We start from the raw sequence: 16,731 nt of genomic DNA, 5'->3' as shown, positions 1-16,731 counted from the left end.
AGCAAAACAAATTTCCGCTTTTGAGGTGAATAGCGATGAAGTCAATTGATAAACTAATGAAACAGCTGATTCAACAAGGAATTAAAGCAAAGAAAGTAACGATTGATAAATCAAAGCGCCAGCAGTGGATGTCCATGTCATTGCCTAAAACAGCATGGCAGCATTCAAAGTAAAAAAGAGCTGACTTAGAGTCAGCTCTTTTTTTATTAACGATCTGTATCTTCAAATGATCCTTCTTGATAGGCGTCGCTTACTTGCTCATGTGTTTCTGCTAGGCCTTGTGAGAGTGCATCTTGTCGGTTATAATCTTCTGTTTCGAACTGGGGGTCAGCCATTTCATTTGTATTAGGCTGCTTTTTAGGCTGTTTTTTTGAATTCATTTTCACCACTCCTATTTAATAAAGTGAGACCACGGTTAGTGTGCGATGAAAGGAAATACATTATACATGCAAAAAGAGCTTCGATTCGTCGAAGCTCTTTCTTTCATATTATTACTGTTGTTTTTTATTTAAGAAGATTTTTTCAATATCATCAAGTACGATATTAGCTGCTAATACACCGCCTGCTGTATTCCAAGTAGCATCATCTACTTTATGAACATGGTCTTCTTGAGCTACTTTTAACTTTTTGAAAAGCGGATCGTTTATCCATTCTTTTTCAAGCTTCGTTGCTTCGCCATCTCCCGTTTCATAAGAGAAGTAGAATAGCTGGTCGCCGTCCATTGCCGGAATGCGTTCTTTTGTTGCATTCATTTCAGCAAAATCATTTTTGTCTTGAGACTCAGGTCGAGCGAATCCAAGCTGGTCTAAAATAACGCCTGAGAATGAATCTTTATGATAAATACGAACGTCTCCAGCTGTAAAGCGTACAACTGAGATTTTTTGTTTTAACTGATCTCCAAGGCGTTTTTTTAAATCTGCTACGCGATTGTCATAGTCAGCTAATACTTCTTTACCTTTTTCTTCTTTATTTACAGCTTTTGCATATAGCTTAAAGTTTGATTTCCAGTCTCCGCGCAGTTCTTCAGAAAATACAGTGGGAGCAATTTGACTAAGCTGGTCGTATACTTTTTCTTGGCGCATTTTATTTCCGATAATCAAGTCAGGCTTTAAAGCAGCGATTGCTTCTAAGCTTGGCTCACTTTCTGTACCCACACTTTTAACACCTTTCATCTGACCTTTAATATGGTCGTACCACGGATTTCCTAACCATGATTGAACAGCACCAACAGGCTTTACACCCATTGCAAGAAGAGCCTCAGTACCTTCGTTTGTTAAAACGACAACTCGTTTAGGCGTTCCTTTAATCTCTGTTTTATCCATTGCGTGTTTTACTGTATAAGTTTCGCCAGAACCCTCAGTTTTTTCTTTTTTATCATCGTCAGCGCTGTTTGAATTACCGCAGGCTGCCAGCACAAGCAGTGTCATAATGGTAAGAATGGATAACAAATATGACAACTTGCCTTTAGAATATGTATTCACATCTTTTCCCCCTTATAAGTGATAATGATTTTCATTAACAATTAAGATAATATTCTAACTTTTAAGCGGTGTCAATTAAAAATTGAAAATGATTCTCAAAATCATTGACACTTTTTTCAATGTTTCCTAAACTAAAGGTTAGATATATATAGGAATCATCTTAGAGGAGAGCAATGAAAATGATGCTACGCAGTGTTCAAATGAAAGTAATGGGGCTCATCATTGGAATCATGCTGCTTTTAATCTGTATTGGATTAAGTATCGTACTCGGATACACAGATACAAGTATCAAGACAGCATTTGAAGCTTTTCAAGCGTTTAACGGTTCGAATGAGCACATAGTTATTCAAAATATTCGATTGCCGCGCGCTATAATCGGTGCTGTGGTAGGTATTTGTTTAGGAATTGCAGGAGCAATGATGCAGGCGTTAACGAAAAACCCACTTGCTTCACCGGATATTATTGGTGTGAACGCTGGGGCCAGCTTTTTTATTGTTGTTGCAGTGATGATTTTTTCGGTCAATTCACTTCAAGCTTTTACGTGGATTGCATTTGTAGGAGCGGCATTAACCGTAGTGGTTGTCTATTTTCTTGGATCCCTCGGAAAAGAAGGATTAACGCCTATTAAATTGACGCTCGCAGGAGCGGCTATTGCAGCCTTTTTCTCTTCTTTAACACAAGGACTGCTGGCTGTGGATGAATCTTCGCTTGATCAAGTTCTTTTTTGGCTGGCTGGATCTGTGCAAGGACGCAAGGTGGAAATGCTGTATGGCATACTGCCTTATATAGTACCAGCAATCATTGTCACGTTTTTTATCGCTTCAAAAATTAATATTTTAACGATTGGTGAAGATGTAGCTAAAGGATTAGGTCAAAGAACGATTCTTGTCAAAATTATAAGCGGCATCATTATTGCCATTTTAGCTGGTGGAGCCGTTGCAGTAGCCGGTCCGATTAGCTTTGTCGGAATTATTGTTCCTCATGTTGTAAGAGCAATTGTAGGACAAGATTATCGTTGGGTATTTCCCTATAGTGCGGTTGCCGGAGGCATCTTAATTTTATTAGCCGATGTTGCAGCCAGGTATGTCATTATGCCTCAAGAAATCCCTGTTGGAGTCATGACTGCTGTTATTGGTACGCCTTTCTTTATCTATATGGCAAGGAAAGGGGCAAAGGCGTCATGAAAACATACTTATCTCTTCGCTTAAAGAGAATTTCATTTTTGGTTAACATAAAAGCAGCTCTGATCATTATTGGATTTTCAGCTGCACTTGTTGCTCTCTTTTTATTGAGTGCAGGTACGGGTGACTTATTTATTAATCCACTTCGTGTGATTAACATTTTAGCGGGTCATGGATTGGAGTTTGAACGATTAGTTGTTACATCTTTTAGACTTCCACGCATTATTGTTGCCATTTGTGCCGGTATTTGCCTAGCTATTGCAGGCGCTATCTTGCAGGGGCTTGTGAGAAATCCGCTTGCTTCACCAGACTTAATTGGATTAACAGGAGGAGCGTCAGTCGGTGTAGTGTTATTTTTGACACTATTTAGTGATAAAAGCAACTCGTTAACCGTAAGTATTAATTGGATGCCTGTTAGCGCATTTTTAGGTGCAGTGGCAGTGGCGCTTTTACTTTATGTGTTTGCCTGGAAAAATGGCGTCTCTCCTATTACACTAGTATTAATAGGAATTGGATTAACAGCGTTAACGAAAGCCATGACCACGCTGTTTATGATTATGGGTCCTATCTATCGCGCCAGTCAGGCAAATATTTGGATCACAGGAACGGTGTATGGCTCAAATTGGGCCAGTGTTTCCGTACTAGTTCCTGTTACAATAGGGCTGGTTATAATTACGATTTTAATGATTCGCAATTTAAATGTTCAAGAATTAGGTGAAGAAATTGCGACTAACGTTGGAAGTCGCGTTCAAAAAAATCGATTGGCACTATTGCTGATGAGTACAGCTTTAACAGGAAGCGCCGTTGCATTTGCCGGCGGAATTAGCTTTGTAGGATTGCTTGCTCCACATATTGCCCGAAAGCTGGTAGGTTCTTCATTCGGCGCTTTAATACCGCTATCGGCATTAATCGGAGCGATTTTAATCACAGCAGCAGATTTAATTGGCCGAACATTTTTCTTGCCAATCGAAGTGCCAGCAGGTGTATTTACAGCTGCAATTGGCGCACCGTACTTCATTTATTTACTATACAAACAAAGAAACGTATAGCATTCTTTGTAGAAGGAGCGATTCGCATGCATTCGTTAGAAACAAAATCGCTAACATTATCATATGGAGAAGCGATGATTATAGATGAGCTTGACGTTACCATCCCAAAGGGTGAGATTACGGTCTTTATCGGCAGTAATGGATGCGGAAAATCTACGTTGCTGCGTTCACTAGCAAGGTTATTGAAACCACATGCCGGCTCTATTTTACTAGAAGGCTCTAAAATTTCCTCTCTTCCGACAAAGGAAATTGCAAAGCAGCTAGCAATTCTTCCACAAGGTCCTGTTGCACCTGAAGGGTTGACCGTGCTGCAGCTTGTTAAACAAGGGCGCTATCCGTATCAAAATTGGTTCCGTCAGTGGTCTCAAGAAGATGAAGAAAAAGTACAAAATGCACTCGAGGCAACAGGTTTAGCAGACTTGGCTGATCGTCAAGTTGATTCGCTTTCTGGAGGACAGCGCCAGCGCGCATGGATTGCCATGACATTAGCACAAGATACGGATATTATTTTACTTGATGAACCGACAACGTATTTAGATATGACACATCAAATTGAGATCTTGGACTTGTTATTTGAACTGAATGAAAAAGAAAATCGTACCATCGTAATGGTGCTGCACGATTTAAACTTAGCCTGCCGCTATGCTCATCATATTGTGGCGCTTCAAGATAAAAAAATCTATGCACAGGGAAGACCAGAAGAAGTCATTAACTGCGATTTAGTACAGCGAGTCTTTAATATGAACTGTGAAGTGACGGTGGATCCGTTATTTGGAACGCCTCTTTGTATTCCTCATGGGCGCGGACGATGTATTGTGAATAAGCTGCGCGTTGAAACGCAGCATGCTCAATAAGAAAGAGCAAAGCGAGTTAGCAGAAAAATTCCGCTGTACGTTTAAAGATAACTCGCTGTACAGGTTGTCTCCCTCCAGCTGCATGGATGAAAGCACGTTGAGGGTGCAGCTGCTATGGGTTCAACACACGATGAAGGCTGCTAACTTGAGAGCAGCTGCTTCCATGTTAGCGAAGCGGTATAGCTTTGTTGTGGTGGCGGCTTTGTATTCATTTATTGTGTTTCAAAAAAAGATAAACGCATCGACTAACAATGTTTCGTTGCATACAGAAGACGCTGAAACGATGTGGCTGCCAAAAGTATTTATCTCAGAAATTGAGACGAAAGAAGTAACAGAGGACAATCAGAAGATTCTTCTTGATGAACTTCTTGATGAATTGTTTGCTCATCACATTGAGCCGATATGGTCATCGCTGCATAAAGTGACAAAAATCTCGAAGCTGACGCTGTGGGAAAACGTAGCTGTTTATATCCACTGGCTTTACGATTTGCTTTTAGCAAATGAAGAAATAGAAAATGTGCAAGTGCAAAAGAATTTACGATACGTGTTGGAAGAAGCTGAGGGTCATCACTTTGGTTCATACCATCATAATCCGCTTTCTCGGTACAGTTCACCTCCTCCATATGTAAAGAAGCAAAAGCAGGAGATAAGGGTTCGGCAAACGTGCTGTTTATCTTACCAAACAGGAGCTAAAGAGACTTATTGTCAAACGTGTCCGGTTATTTGTAAACCAAAGAAAGGAGTGATTGTGCATGAATAAAACCTTTCAAGAGCAATTCGACGGTTTGATTGAAAAGTATACAGAACTAATGGTCGGCGAAAGTGACGAGCAGCTACAAGAAAAAGTAAAAATGTGGGCACTTTACAACCATATCTCAAAATCCATGCCGCCTTTAACCAAGCATTGGAATCAATTATATCCAGAAGCAAAAGCGGAAATGGTCGAGATTGTAAAGGAAATCAAAGAGCTGAATGAAGCGCATCGAGCGTCACAGCGAAAACCAGAATAAAAACATTCATCACGAAGCTGATGGATGTTTTTTTATCCAAAAGCTCCCGGTCGCTTTTTGGTTTTGTGTGCATACGTTAATAAAGGGTGCCTATCTAGTTTGAAAAATGGTAAAATTAATGATAATTAAATAAATTTTGTGAGGCGTATGACAAGTGAAGGCGGGGGGTTGCTTTGGAACAAACGATAAGAAACTTTTTTTTATTGTTATCAAAAAGCAAAAAGTTAACAAAGCTGGCTAAGCGCTATGGCTTACGTTTTGGAGCAGCAAGATTTGTTGCAGGGGAAACCATCGATGAAGCTGTTAGTGTGATAAAAAAGCTAAATGAACAGGGATTAAAAGTAACGATTGATTATCTTGGCGAGTTTGTGGAAAGTGAAGCTGAAGTTGCCCATGCTGCAGCTCAATGCATAAAGGCCATTCACCTTATACACAAAGAAAGGTTAGATTCAGAAATTTCTTTAAAATTAACGTCTATGGGATTGGATATTTCAGAGGATTTGGCGCTTCATCATATGCGGCGTATTCTTCAAGAAGCGGAAAAATATAGCGTATTTGTGACGATTGATATGGAGGACTATAGGCGATGCAGCAAGACGATTAAGCTATTTAAACAATTAAAAAATGAGTATGAACACGTAGGGACGGTGCTTCAAGCATACTTATATCGAACAGAAAGTGACATCCGTGAATTAGATGCTTATGCTCCTAAATTAAGGTTAGTGAAAGGTGCGTACAAAGAAGCACCAGACGTCGCGTTTCCTGATAAAGAAGACGTAGATGAAAACTTTCAAAACATCATTGGACTTCACTTATTAAACGGTCACTATACAGCAGTTGCTACTCACGATGAACGAATCATTCAGTATACAAAAGAGTTTGTTAAAAAGCATGGAATTTCAATGAATCAGTTTGAGTTTCAGATGCTATACGGGATTCGATCAGAAAGGCAAGTTCAGCTCGTAGCAGAACAATATAAAATGAGAGTGTACGTTCCTTATGGAACGGACTGGTATGGGTACTTTATGAGGCGCCTTGCAGAAAGACCTGCAAATGTCGCATTTGTCTTAAAAGGAATCGTAAAAAAATAATAATGAAATGGTCGTGATGACAAAGTAAGAAATAATCAAAAATCGAACATGATTCGATTACTCATGTTCGATTTTGAGGTTAATGTTCTTGAGTGTTATGCTTTGTGTACTGCTGGTTTTGAGACGTCTTTTTGCCGCGTCCGTGCGGTTCATTGACCGGTCCAGCATTTCCTTTAACGCTTGCTGCGCTTACGCCTGCTGACGATGGATCCTTCTTTAATTTGCTCACAAAATCACCTCCTGTGTATTAAGATAACCAAACACATTAAAAATAGTTAGAGATAATATTGTGAATATATTGCGAAAATTTAAAAAATGTTTTATAGTAAAAACAGAGATTAACAGTGACTCTCTTTTTTTACGCATAAAATGAATGATCATTCATTCAATATATTAAAGGGGATGTGGGGATAATTATGAACATAAAAAAAGCCGCCGTTTTAGGTTCCGGAGTTATGGGCTCTGGAATTGCAGCTCATTTAGCAAATGTAGGAATTCCAACGCTTTTGCTAGACGTGGTTCCAACTTCATTAACAGCAGACGAGGAAAAAAAACAGCTAACGCTTGAAGATAGGCAAGTGAGAAATCGGTTGAGTACAACTGCTGTAGCTAAATTAACGAAGCAAAAACCGGCGCCTTTAACGTCTAAGTCATCACTATCGTTGATTACGCCAGGAAATCTTGAAGATCATTTACAGCAGTTAAGCGACTGTGATTGGATTATTGAAGTAGTAGTGGAACGTCTTGATATTAAACAGCAGTTGTTTGAAAAAATTGACAGTGTACGAAAAAAAGGAAGTATTGTAAGTTCAAACACTTCAGGAATATCGATCCACGAAATGGCTAAAGGACGCTCAGAAGATTTTAAAGCGCATTTTTTAGGAACGCACTTTTTTAATCCACCGCGTTATTTAAAGTTATTAGAAATCATTCCAACTCATGACACAAAATCAGAAATTGTTGAATATATGAAAACGTTTGGTGAAGATGTATTAGGTAAAGGAGTAGTTATTGCAAAAGATACGCCTAACTTTATCGCCAACCGTATCGGTACGTACGGTTTACTTGTGACCGTTCAAGAAATGTTAAAAGGTAATTACAGCGTGGGAGAAGTTGACTCTGTGACGGGCCCCTTAATTGGAAGACCAAAAAGCGCAACGTTTCGAACACTAGACGTAGTGGGACTAGACACATTTATTCATGTGGCCAACAATGTATTTGACAAAGTAGAAGGCAAAGAAAAAGAAGTGTTCGATGTCCCTTTATTTATGAAACAAATGCAGGAAAATGGCTGGCTGGGAAGCAAGTCGGGGCAAGGCTTCTTTTTAAAGAAAGGCAAGGAAATTTTAGAACTTGATCCTAGTACACTTCAATACGTTGAGAGAAAGAAGTTAAAAACAGCTTCTACCGAATTAAGCAAGCAGGCAAAAGGGCTGCAAAATAAAATGAAAGCGCTTATATATTCTGATGATCGTGCCGGACAGCTTCTTTGGAATGTGATCAGTCCCGTTCTTGTATATGCAGCACAGTTAAAAAATGAAATCGCCGACGATATCGTGGCCATTGATCAAGCTATGAAGTGGGGATTTGGCTGGAAAATGGGTCCTTTTGAGACGTGGGATGCAATTGGTTTAGAAAAGTCAATTGAGAAGATGGAGCAGTCTGGTTTAGCGGTTCCGCAGTGGGTAAAACAAATGCAGGAAAATGGATTTACAAGCTTCTATAAAGAAATGGAAGGTCAAACGCTTTACTACGAAGATGAAGAGTATAAAGCGGTAAAAGAAAATAAAAAGGTGATTCACCTGTCATCTTTACGTTCTCAAAATAATGTCATTTTAGAAAACAGCGGAGCGAGTTTAATTGATTTAGGAGATGATGTGGCGTGCCTGCAGTTCACCTCTCCTAACAATGCAATCGGGCTAGATATTATTAGCTTATTAAATCAGTCTCTTGAAGAAGTGAATAAGAACTATAAAGGACTGGTCATAGGAAATCAAGGGAAAAATTTCTGCGTTGGCGCTAACTTAGCTATGATTTTAATGGAAGCACAAGATGACAATTATTTTGAAATTGAATTTGTCATTAAACAATTTCAACAGGCAATGATGAAGGTAAAATACAACGAAAAGCCGGTTGTTGCAGCTCCATTTGCGATGACGCTTGGAGGCGGAGCAGAAATTTGCTTACCGTCATCTAAAATCCAAGCTTCTGCTGAAACTTACATGGGCCTTGTAGAAGTAGGAGTCGGACTTATTCCTGGTGGAGGAGGTAATAAGGAGCTTTATATCAAACAGTTAAATGGTTTACCGAACGGTGTAACGCTCGATCTTCAGCAAATTGCCAATAAAACATTTGAAACAATTGCTACTGCAAAAGTATCTGCTTCTGCTGCAGAAGCTAGACAGCTAAACTTTTTAAACCGCCATGATGGCATCAGCGTAAACGGAGATCATTTGCTGAATGATGCGAAGAACTCAGTCCTTGCTTTACATGACACGGGCTATAAACCACCTGTAAGAACTAAAATTCCTGTGGTTGGAGAAACAGGATATGCAACGTTGCTGCTAGGAGCTCAATCCATGAAATATTCAGGATATATATCAGAACATGATTATAAAATTGCTAGTAAGTTAGCATTTGTGTTAGCCGGAGGACGTGTAGCGTTTGGTTCGGAAGTTGATGAAGAGTATTTGCTGGACTTAGAGAGAGAAGCATTTTTAAGCCTTGTTGGAGAAGCGAAGTCTCAAGAACGTATGCAGCACATGTTAGTTAAAGGAAAACCACTGCGTAATTAAGGGGGAGAAAAAATGAGAGAAGCAGTTATTGTAGCAGGTGCTAGGACACCGGTCGGAAAAGCAAAAAAAGGTTCACTGGCAAGTGTTAGGCCTGATGATTTGGGAGCCATTGCGGTTAAAGAAACTCTTCGCCGAGCAGGCGGATACGAAGGACCCATTGATGATTTAATTATTGGTTGTGCGATGCCTGAAGCAGAACAAGGTTTGAATATGGCTCGAAATATTGGCGCTCTTGCGGGTTTGCCTTATACGGTGCCAGCAATAACGATTAATCGTTATTGTTCGTCAGGTTTGCAAAGTATTGCCTACGGTGCAGAACGAATTATGCTAGGGCAAGCCAAAGCAGTGTTAGCTGGAGGAGCAGAATCAATGAGTTTTGTTCCGATGTTTGGAAACGTAGCGCGTCCGAATGTTCAGCTGGTTGAAAATGCGCCGGAATATTATATGGGCATGGGGCATACAGCAGAACAAGTGGCGATGAAATACGGCATTTCACGTGAAGACCAGGATGCGTTTGCTGTACGCAGCCATCAAAAAGCAGCAAAAGCACTTCAAGAAGGGAAGTTTAACGACGAAATTGTTCCGGTGGAAGTGACGCTTCGAAAAGTGGATGAAAACAATAAGCTCCGTGAACAAAAGCTGATGTTCTCTCAAGATGAAGGAGTTCGTCCCGGCACAACTGCGGACGTATTAGGAAAACTTCGTCCAGCTTTTTCGGTTAAAGGATCCGTAACAGCTGGAAACTCTTCGCAGACAAGTGACGGAGCTGCATCCGTTTTTCTAATGGATAAAGAACAAGCTGAAGCAGAAGGGTTAAAGCCTTTGCTTAAGTTTCGCTCATTTGCAGTTGGAGGAGTTCCGCCTGAAGTAATGGGGATTGGCCCGATAGCTGCCATTCCTAAAGCTCTTAAACTAGCAGGGCTGGAGCTTTCTGATATTGGATTGTTTGAATTAAATGAAGCATTTGCTTCTCAAGCACTTGGCGTTATTCGTGAATTAAATATTAATGAAGATAAAGTAAATGTAAACGGAGGCGCTATTGCCTTAGGTCATCCATTAGGCTGTACCGGAGCTAAGCTGACTCTTAGCTTAATGCACGAAATGCAGCGTCGAAATGAGCAGTTTGGAATTGTCACGATGTGTATTGGCGGAGGAATGGGAGCTGCTGGTGTATTTGAATTGTTAGCATAATCATTTCAAAGGGGGATATGAACATGTCAAATAAAACAAAACAAATGATTAAAGGTGGAAGCTTTTTAATTGAAGAAGGCGATGCAAGCCGCGTCTACACGCCGGAGGATTATACATCTGAACAAAAGATGATTGCCAAGACGACAGATGAATTTGTAGAAAATGAAGTCCTTCCACAAGTGGAATATTTAGAAAAGCATGAGTTTGACCGTTCTGTAAAGTTATTAAAACAAGCTGGTGAATTAGGCTTGCTTGGTGCAGATGTACCGGAAGAATACGGTGGACTCGGTTTAGATAAAATTACCTCGGCTTTAATTGCTGAAAAAATGTCTCGAGCAGGCGGATTTTCCATCACTCATGGTGCTCACGTAGGAATTGGGTCATTGCCAATCGTCTTATTTGGAACAGAAGAGCAAAAGCAAGCATATTTACCTGCTTTAGCAGTTGGGGAAAAAATAGCAGCATATGCGTTAACAGAACCTGGTTCTGGTTCCGATGCCCTCGGTGCTCGAACAACAGCTCGCCTTAACGCAGAAGGCACACACTATGTATTAAATGGAGAAAAGCAGTGGATTACGAATGCCGGATTTGCTGATGTGTTCGTGGTGTATGCGAAAATCGACGGCGATAAATTTTCTGCTTTTATCGTTGAACGCGAATTTCCAGGTGTTTCGGTTGGACCGGAAGAGAAGAAAATGGGAATCAAAAGCTCCTCAACCAGAACGTTGATTCTTGAAGATGCGCTTGTTCCAAAAGAAAACGTGTTAGGTGAAGTTGGCAAAGGGCATGTGATTGCCTTTAATATTTTAAATATTGGGCGCTACAAGCTTGGAGTTGGAGCAGTTGGAGCAGGGAAACGTGCGTTAGAAATCACGTCTCAATATGTTAACCAGCGTCAGCAGTTTAAAACGCCCATTGCTAAATTTTCATTAACCCAAGAAAAAATAGCAACAATGGCTTCTAAATTGTACGCAACTGAAAGCTCCGTCTATCGTACGGTAGGACTTTTTGAAGACCATATGGGCCAGCTTTCAGAAGAACAGCAAAAAGACGGAAAACAAATTGCCGCTTCCATTGCTGAATATGCTATTGAATGCTCATTAAACAAAGTGTTTGCAACGGAATCTCTTGACTACATCGTAGATGAAGGCGTCCAGCTTCACGGAGGCTATGGTTTTATGAGTGAGTATGAAATCGAGCGCCTGTATCGTGATTCCCGCATTAACCGTATTTTTGAAGGAACAAATGAAATTAATCGTCTCTTAGTACCAGGCACGTATTTACGCAAAGCGCTAAAAGGAGAGCTTCCGCTGCTTCAAAAAGCACAAACGCTTCAAGAAGAATTGATGATGCTTATGCCGCAGGAAGTAGGGAATGAGCCGTTAGATCAAGAAAAAATGCTTGTGCAAAATGGGAAGAAAATTGCGCTCTTGCTTTTAGGCCTAGCTGCACAGAAATACGGTAAAGAATTAGAGAAAGAACAAGAAATTCTCGTTAATATTTCTGATATGATTAGTAACGTATATGCAATGGAATCTACTGTTTTACGTACTGAAAAAGCCATTTCCAAAACAGGAGCAGATCAAAACAGCTTAAAAGTAAAATATACGCAAGTATTTTGCCAAGAAGCATTTAATCGAATTGAAGCAGATGCAAAAGAAACGTTAATTGGCGTTGAACAAGGTGATACGCTTAGAGTCATGCTTTCGTCTCTTCGCAAGTTAACGCGCTATACACCAATCAATGTGATTAGCGTAAAGCGCGAGATTGCAAAAACGCTTCTAGAAGTAGAGAAGTTCACAGTTTAAGGGAAAAAGGAGCTCGTTTTACGAGCTCCTTTTTGTTTAAGAAGCCTCTATCTAGGTAAATGATAAAGGATGTGTTAAAATACGAAAAAAGCTTAAAATAAAGGGTGGTTGACGAAATGTCATTATTTTTTTATTCATATCCAAAGTGTGGTACGTGCCGAAAAGCCAAGAAGTGGCTGGATGATAACGGAGTAGCGTATGAAGAAATTCATATTGTAGAAAACCCGCCAACAAAAGAGCAGCTGCAATCTTATTATCAGAACAGCGGCTTAGAATTAAAAAAATTCTTTAATACAAGCGGTAAAAAATATCGTGAATTAGGGCTTAAAGATAAAGTAAGCAGTGCGAGTGAAGACGAACTGCTGTCTATTCTTGCGTCAGATGGCATGTTAATTAAGCGTCCGCTGCTAACAGATGGACAAAAAGTAACGCTTGGCTTCAAAGAAGAGCAGTTTGAGGACGTGTGGAAGTAAGTTTTCAAATAGAAAATTTTTACCTTTTACGTTACACTGTTAATAGGAAGTTATTTTAGGTTGTAGAAAGTGTTCTCCACGTTGAAGGCGCTTTTTATATAAACAAATTACGATACATATTTTGGAGGGATTAAGATGAGTACACCAAAAGATTTGCGTTATTCTGAAGAGCATGAATGGGTAAAAACAGAAGGAGACGTTGTCCGCGTAGGTATTACGCATTTTGCTCAAGCTGAGCTTGGCGACATCGTATTCGTTGAACTGCCAGAAGTAGGAGCAACAGTAGAAGCTGACGAGCCGTTTGGCAGCGTTGAATCAGTAAAAACAGTTTCTGAGCTTTACGCACCAATTAGCGGTGAAGTTGTAGCAGTAAACGATAACTTAAGCGATAGCCCTGAACTTGTTAATGAATCTCCATACGAAGAAGCATGGATGATTACAATCAAACCGTCTGATGCTTCTCAAGTAGACAAGCTAATGACAGCAGAGCAATACGAAGAAATGACAAACGAAGGATAATATTCCTCCATAAATTGTCTTTATGAAAAGTTTTTGACTGGACACTCTATTAGTAAACAAGCTAAAGGAGTGTCTTTTTATGTTTGAAAAACAAAAAATGGACGTTACAGATCGCGTTACAGCTAAATTTCATGACGGCGGCATGAAATTATATGTTGATAAGCAGCCAATTGGTGAAGTTAGTTACGGAACAAGCGGCAATGAATACCGCTTTGAAGAAGGGTATTCGCAAGAAAATAATAAGTTCTACCAATATACAGATGTACAAAAGCAAGGTGAAACGCAAAAATATACAGACTGCGACGAAGAAGCAGGATGGTGCTAAACAGTGGCAACTGCCGCTGTTTTTCTTGTTTTATGGAAACAATATGGCCTAAGCTGCCTTTTAAAACAGTTCTTTCTTGCAAATTTCTTTTAAAAAACAGGTGAACTGTGATACATTAACGAATATTGTATAGCATAAAGAAATGATGTTACTATACAACTGACGATTATGGGTGATGAAAATGGGGCTAATTGAAATTGAAAAAGTAATTATTGTCGAAGGAAAATCAGATAAAAAACGTATCCAAGATATCATTCGAGAACCAATTGAAATTATCTGTACAAACGGTACGATTAGTTTATCAAAGCTGGATGAAATTATTGACTTTACGTTTAACAAAGAGGTATACATACTCGTTGACTCTGATGATTCAGGGAATAAGCTAAGAAAACAATTTAAACGAGAGCTTCCGGAAGCAGAGCATCTATATATTGATAAAATGTACCGAGAGGTTGCTGCCGCCCCTAGACATCACATAGCAACAGTATTACTGAGTGCCAATATCGATGTTAATGCAGAATTTTTAACATAAAAGGAATGAGCAACATGCAAGAATGGAGCGAAAAACAGCTTGACGATCAGTTAAAAGAAGGACAAAGAGCGTTTATCTTTTTCCATACACCTTTTTGCGGGACATGTCAGCTGGCAAAAAAAATGTTAACCGTAGCAGAAGCAATGCTGCCTGGTGTGACCATCGGAATGAGCAATTTAAATTATATGCCTTCAAAAGCAGAAGTATTTTCAATTGAAAGTGTACCTTGTTTGATTGAAGTGAAAAATGGCGAAATGGTAAAAAAACTCTATGCGTTTCATTCCATCGAGCACGTACTTGAAGAGCTTCGATAATCAAACGTTTGTTTAAAATGAAGAAATGGAACGAGAGCAAACCGTTGGGGCTGTTGAATTCTTGGGATATTATCCCAAGAACAAAATCTGTTGACAGCCTATCTGACACATGCTAAAATCACACTCATGAATGTTCATAAATGAATGAATATTTCCCAAAAACAAAATAATTGTTGCGAACTCTTATCAAGAGAGGTGGAGGGACTGAGCCCTGTGAAACCCGGCAACCGTCAGACTAACTGAAATGGTGCCAATTCCTGCAAAGCTATGCGCTTTGAAAGATGAGAGAAAGGATTAAATATCGAGCCTTTCTGTCATGCGCAGAGAGGCTTTTTTAATGGGGAAAATTGTTTTACGGCTTTTTCATCCTATAGGGCAACCTAACATAATTAAGTTTTTACTAAAGAAGGTGAAGAAATATGATTACATTAACAGACGTTACAAAAATTTATCAGGCTAAAAGCGGTCAAGTAACAGCTGTTGATAATGTGAATCTAACCGTTAACCAAGGTGAAATTTACGGAATTATTGGTTATAGCGGAGCGGGTAAAAGTTCTTTAATTCGCTTGCTAAACGGGTTAGAAACACCAACGACAGGAACGGTCGAAGTAGCAGGTAATGATATTGGAAAAATTAAAGGCGGAAAACTCAGAAAAGCTAGACAAGAAATTAGTATGGTATTTCAGCACTTTAATATCTTGTGGTCGCGTACGGTGCGAGAAAATATTGCCTTTCCGTTAGAAATAGCAGGGATCTCAAAAGAAAAAAGAATGAAACGAGTAGACGAGCTTATCAAGCTAGTCGGGCTTGAAGGGCGTGAAAATGCTTATCCATCACAGCTTAGCGGTGGGCAAAAGCAGCGTGTTGGTATTGCTAGAGCGCTAGCCAATAACCCAAAAGTATTGCTGTGTGATGAAGCAACATCAGCGCTTGATCCTCAAACGACAGATTCTATTTTAGATCTGTTAGTAGATATTAATGAGAAGCTAGGGTTAACCATTGTACTCATTACTCATGAAATGCACGTTATTCGTAAAATTTGTCATCGAGTAGCTGTTATGGAAAATGGGGCAGTGGTAGAAGAAGGGCAAGTGCTAGAAGTCTTCAGAAAACCTAAGCAGCCGATTACAAAGCGATTTGTTCAACAGATTTCTGAACCAGAAGAAACGTTTGAAACAATTGAACAAGTACAGGAGTTATATCCAAGCGGGCAAATTATTCAGCTGACGTTTGTTGGCGGAAAAGCAGAGCAACCGCTCATTACAACGATTTTAAAACAGTTTGATGTAACGATTAATATTTTGCAAGGAAAGATTTCTCATACACAAACAGGTTCATACGGAACGTTGTTCGTTCATTTAGACGGAGAATTAACAGAAGTTGAAAAAGTCATTGCATACATTCATGAGCAGCAGGTAGAAGTGGAGGTAATGACAAATGCTTGAGAAACTATTTCCAAATGTTATTTTAGATGATTTTATTCAAGCGACAAATGAAACACTATATATGACGGCTATTTCAGTTATAGCCACGTTTGTTCTAGGTATTTTATTGGGCTTGCTTTTATTTTTAACCTCCAAAGGACAGCTTTGGCAAAACAAACCTTTATATGCCATTGTGTCAGCAGTTGTAAATATCTTTCGTTCCATTCCATTCATTATTTTAATTGTTTTACTGATTCCATTTACCAAAGCATTGGTAGGAAGTATTTTAGGCGCTAATGCAGCGTTACCTGCTTTAATTGTTGGAGCAGCACCATTTTATGCGCGCCTTGTAGAAATTGGTCTGCGCGAAATTGATAAAGGTGTTATTGAAGCTGCTAAATCAATGGGAGCAACAACAAGCACTATTATCTTTAAAGTGCTGTTACCTGAATCGCTGCCAGCTTTAATTTCTGGTTTGACGGTAACTACGATTGCGTTAGTCGGCTATACGGCAATGGCGGGTGTGATTGGAGCTGGAGGTCTCGGGAATCTTGCATATTTAGAAGGATTCCAGCGCAGTCATAATGATGTAACGCTAGCTGCTACGATCTTAATTTTGATTATTGTATTTATTATCCAACTTATTGGAGATGCGATTACTGCAAAAATTGATAAAAGATAAAA

At 39.5% G+C, this 16,731-nt stretch carries 20 protein-coding genes and 1 riboswitch; of the genes, 17 read left to right on the top strand and 3 right to left on the bottom strand.

Translation table 11 applies throughout. The features are described 5' to 3' along the window. The first annotated feature begins 35 nt into the window (after positions 1-35). Positions 36-173 carry a hypothetical protein gene (locus LJC66_RS25350; protein WP_014457868.1) on the top strand — a complete coding sequence of 46 codons (138 nt, stop codon included), beginning with the start codon at positions 36-38 and terminating at the stop codon, positions 171-173. 33 nt (positions 174-206) lie between these two features. On the opposite strand, the gene LJC66_RS25345 is transcribed toward LJC66_RS25350, so the two are convergent. Next, a complete protein-coding gene (locus LJC66_RS25345) occupies positions 207-380 on the bottom strand; it encodes a YozQ family protein (RefSeq protein WP_230933766.1) in 174 nt (57 codons plus the stop codon). A 111-nt stretch (positions 381-491) separates the two neighbouring features. Beyond that, the gene (locus LJC66_RS25340) at positions 492-1,481 is read right to left on the bottom strand and encodes an ABC transporter substrate-binding protein (protein WP_230933765.1); all 990 of its coding nucleotides are present in this window, start codon (positions 1,479-1,481) and stop codon (positions 492-494) included. Positions 1,482-1,660: 179 nt separating this feature from the next. Here LJC66_RS25340 and LJC66_RS25335 point away from each other — a divergent pair, with 179 nt between their 5' ends. The 6 genes from LJC66_RS25335 (at position 1,661) to LJC66_RS25310 (ending at position 6,666) form a co-directional block, all read left to right on the top strand. Continuing rightward, positions 1,661-2,665 (top strand): FecCD family ABC transporter permease, encoded by a 1,005-nt coding sequence (locus LJC66_RS25335; protein ID WP_028409617.1) that lies wholly within the window; start codon positions 1,661-1,663, stop codon positions 2,663-2,665. Continuing rightward, entirely contained in the window at positions 2,662-3,711 is a 1,050-nt protein-coding gene (locus LJC66_RS25330; protein ID WP_050688951.1) for a FecCD family ABC transporter permease, read from the top strand. Before LJC66_RS25335 ends, LJC66_RS25330 begins: the two co-directional genes overlap by 4 nt. A gap of 26 nt (positions 3,712-3,737) precedes the next feature. Then, entirely contained in the window at positions 3,738-4,565 is an 828-nt protein-coding gene (locus LJC66_RS25325) for an ABC transporter ATP-binding protein (RefSeq protein ID WP_013059664.1), read from the top strand. 103 nt (positions 4,566-4,668) lie between these two features. Then, complete coding sequence (locus LJC66_RS25320; RefSeq protein ID WP_230933846.1) at positions 4,669-5,325, top strand: IucA/IucC family C-terminal-domain containing protein; 657 nt, start codon at positions 4,669-4,671, stop codon at positions 5,323-5,325. Continuing rightward, the gene (locus LJC66_RS25315; RefSeq protein ID WP_028409614.1) at positions 5,318-5,575 is read left to right on the top strand and encodes a YusU family protein; all 258 of its coding nucleotides are present in this window, start codon (positions 5,318-5,320) and stop codon (positions 5,573-5,575) included. The genes LJC66_RS25320 and LJC66_RS25315 overlap by 8 nt, the downstream gene beginning before the upstream one ends. Before the next feature lie 173 nt (positions 5,576-5,748). Continuing rightward, complete coding sequence (locus LJC66_RS25310; RefSeq protein WP_230933764.1) at positions 5,749-6,666, top strand: proline dehydrogenase family protein; 918 nt, start codon at positions 5,749-5,751, stop codon at positions 6,664-6,666. A 79-nt stretch (positions 6,667-6,745) separates the two neighbouring features. On the opposite strand, the gene LJC66_RS25305 is transcribed toward LJC66_RS25310, so the two are convergent. Further along, positions 6,746-6,895 (bottom strand): YuzL family protein, encoded by a 150-nt coding sequence (locus tag LJC66_RS25305; RefSeq protein WP_230933763.1) that lies wholly within the window; start codon positions 6,893-6,895, stop codon positions 6,746-6,748. Positions 6,896-7,079: 184 nt separating this feature from the next. On the opposite strand from LJC66_RS25305, the gene LJC66_RS25300 reads away from it, so the two are divergent. The 10 genes from LJC66_RS25300 (at position 7,080) to LJC66_RS25255 (ending at position 16,729) form a co-directional block, all read left to right on the top strand. Continuing rightward, positions 7,080-9,461, top strand: coding sequence for a 3-hydroxyacyl-CoA dehydrogenase/enoyl-CoA hydratase family protein (locus tag LJC66_RS25300; RefSeq protein WP_230933845.1), 2,382 nt, complete (start codon positions 7,080-7,082; stop codon positions 9,459-9,461). A 12-nt stretch (positions 9,462-9,473) separates the two neighbouring features. Continuing rightward, complete coding sequence (locus tag LJC66_RS25295) at positions 9,474-10,652, top strand: acetyl-CoA C-acetyltransferase (protein ID WP_028409611.1); 1,179 nt, start codon at positions 9,474-9,476, stop codon at positions 10,650-10,652. A 23-nt stretch (positions 10,653-10,675) separates the two neighbouring features. After that, entirely contained in the window at positions 10,676-12,460 is a 1,785-nt protein-coding gene (locus tag LJC66_RS25290; protein ID WP_060745815.1) for an acyl-CoA dehydrogenase family protein, read from the top strand. Positions 12,461-12,576: 116 nt separating this feature from the next. Further along, positions 12,577-12,933, top strand: coding sequence for an arsenate reductase family protein (locus tag LJC66_RS25285; RefSeq protein ID WP_013059656.1), 357 nt, complete (start codon positions 12,577-12,579; stop codon positions 12,931-12,933). 135 nt (positions 12,934-13,068) lie between these two features. Then, entirely contained in the window at positions 13,069-13,452 is a 384-nt protein-coding gene (gene gcvH, locus LJC66_RS25280) for a glycine cleavage system protein GcvH (protein WP_013059655.1), read from the top strand. A 79-nt stretch (positions 13,453-13,531) separates the two neighbouring features. Further along, the gene (locus LJC66_RS25275) at positions 13,532-13,777 is read left to right on the top strand and encodes a YusG family protein (protein WP_013059654.1); all 246 of its coding nucleotides are present in this window, start codon (positions 13,532-13,534) and stop codon (positions 13,775-13,777) included. 181 nt (positions 13,778-13,958) lie between these two features. Continuing rightward, entirely contained in the window at positions 13,959-14,309 is a 351-nt protein-coding gene (locus LJC66_RS25270; RefSeq protein ID WP_013059653.1) for a toprim domain-containing protein, read from the top strand. Between the two features lie 14 nt (positions 14,310-14,323). Continuing rightward, complete coding sequence (locus tag LJC66_RS25265; RefSeq protein ID WP_013059652.1) at positions 14,324-14,623, top strand: thioredoxin family protein; 300 nt, start codon at positions 14,324-14,326, stop codon at positions 14,621-14,623. Positions 14,624-14,803: 180 nt separating this feature from the next. After that, positions 14,804-14,911: riboswitch (SAM riboswitch) on the top strand. Positions 14,912-15,042: 131 nt separating this feature from the next. Beyond that, on the top strand, positions 15,043-16,068 hold the full coding sequence (locus LJC66_RS25260) for a methionine ABC transporter ATP-binding protein (protein ID WP_013059651.1): 1,026 nt from the start codon (positions 15,043-15,045) through the stop codon (positions 16,066-16,068). Beyond that, positions 16,061-16,729, top strand: a complete 669-nt coding sequence (locus LJC66_RS25255; RefSeq protein WP_013085342.1) for a methionine ABC transporter permease — start codon at positions 16,061-16,063, stop codon at positions 16,727-16,729. The genes LJC66_RS25260 and LJC66_RS25255 overlap by 8 nt, the downstream gene beginning before the upstream one ends. Positions 16,730-16,731 lie beyond the last annotated feature (2 nt).

Source organism: Priestia sp. TSO9 (assembly GCF_021029645.1).
GTDB classification, from domain to species: domain Bacteria; phylum Bacillota; class Bacilli; order Bacillales; family Bacillaceae_H; genus Priestia; species Priestia megaterium_E.
Note: the sequence above shows the minus strand (reverse complement) of the source record. Positions and strands in the feature narration are given on the sequence as shown.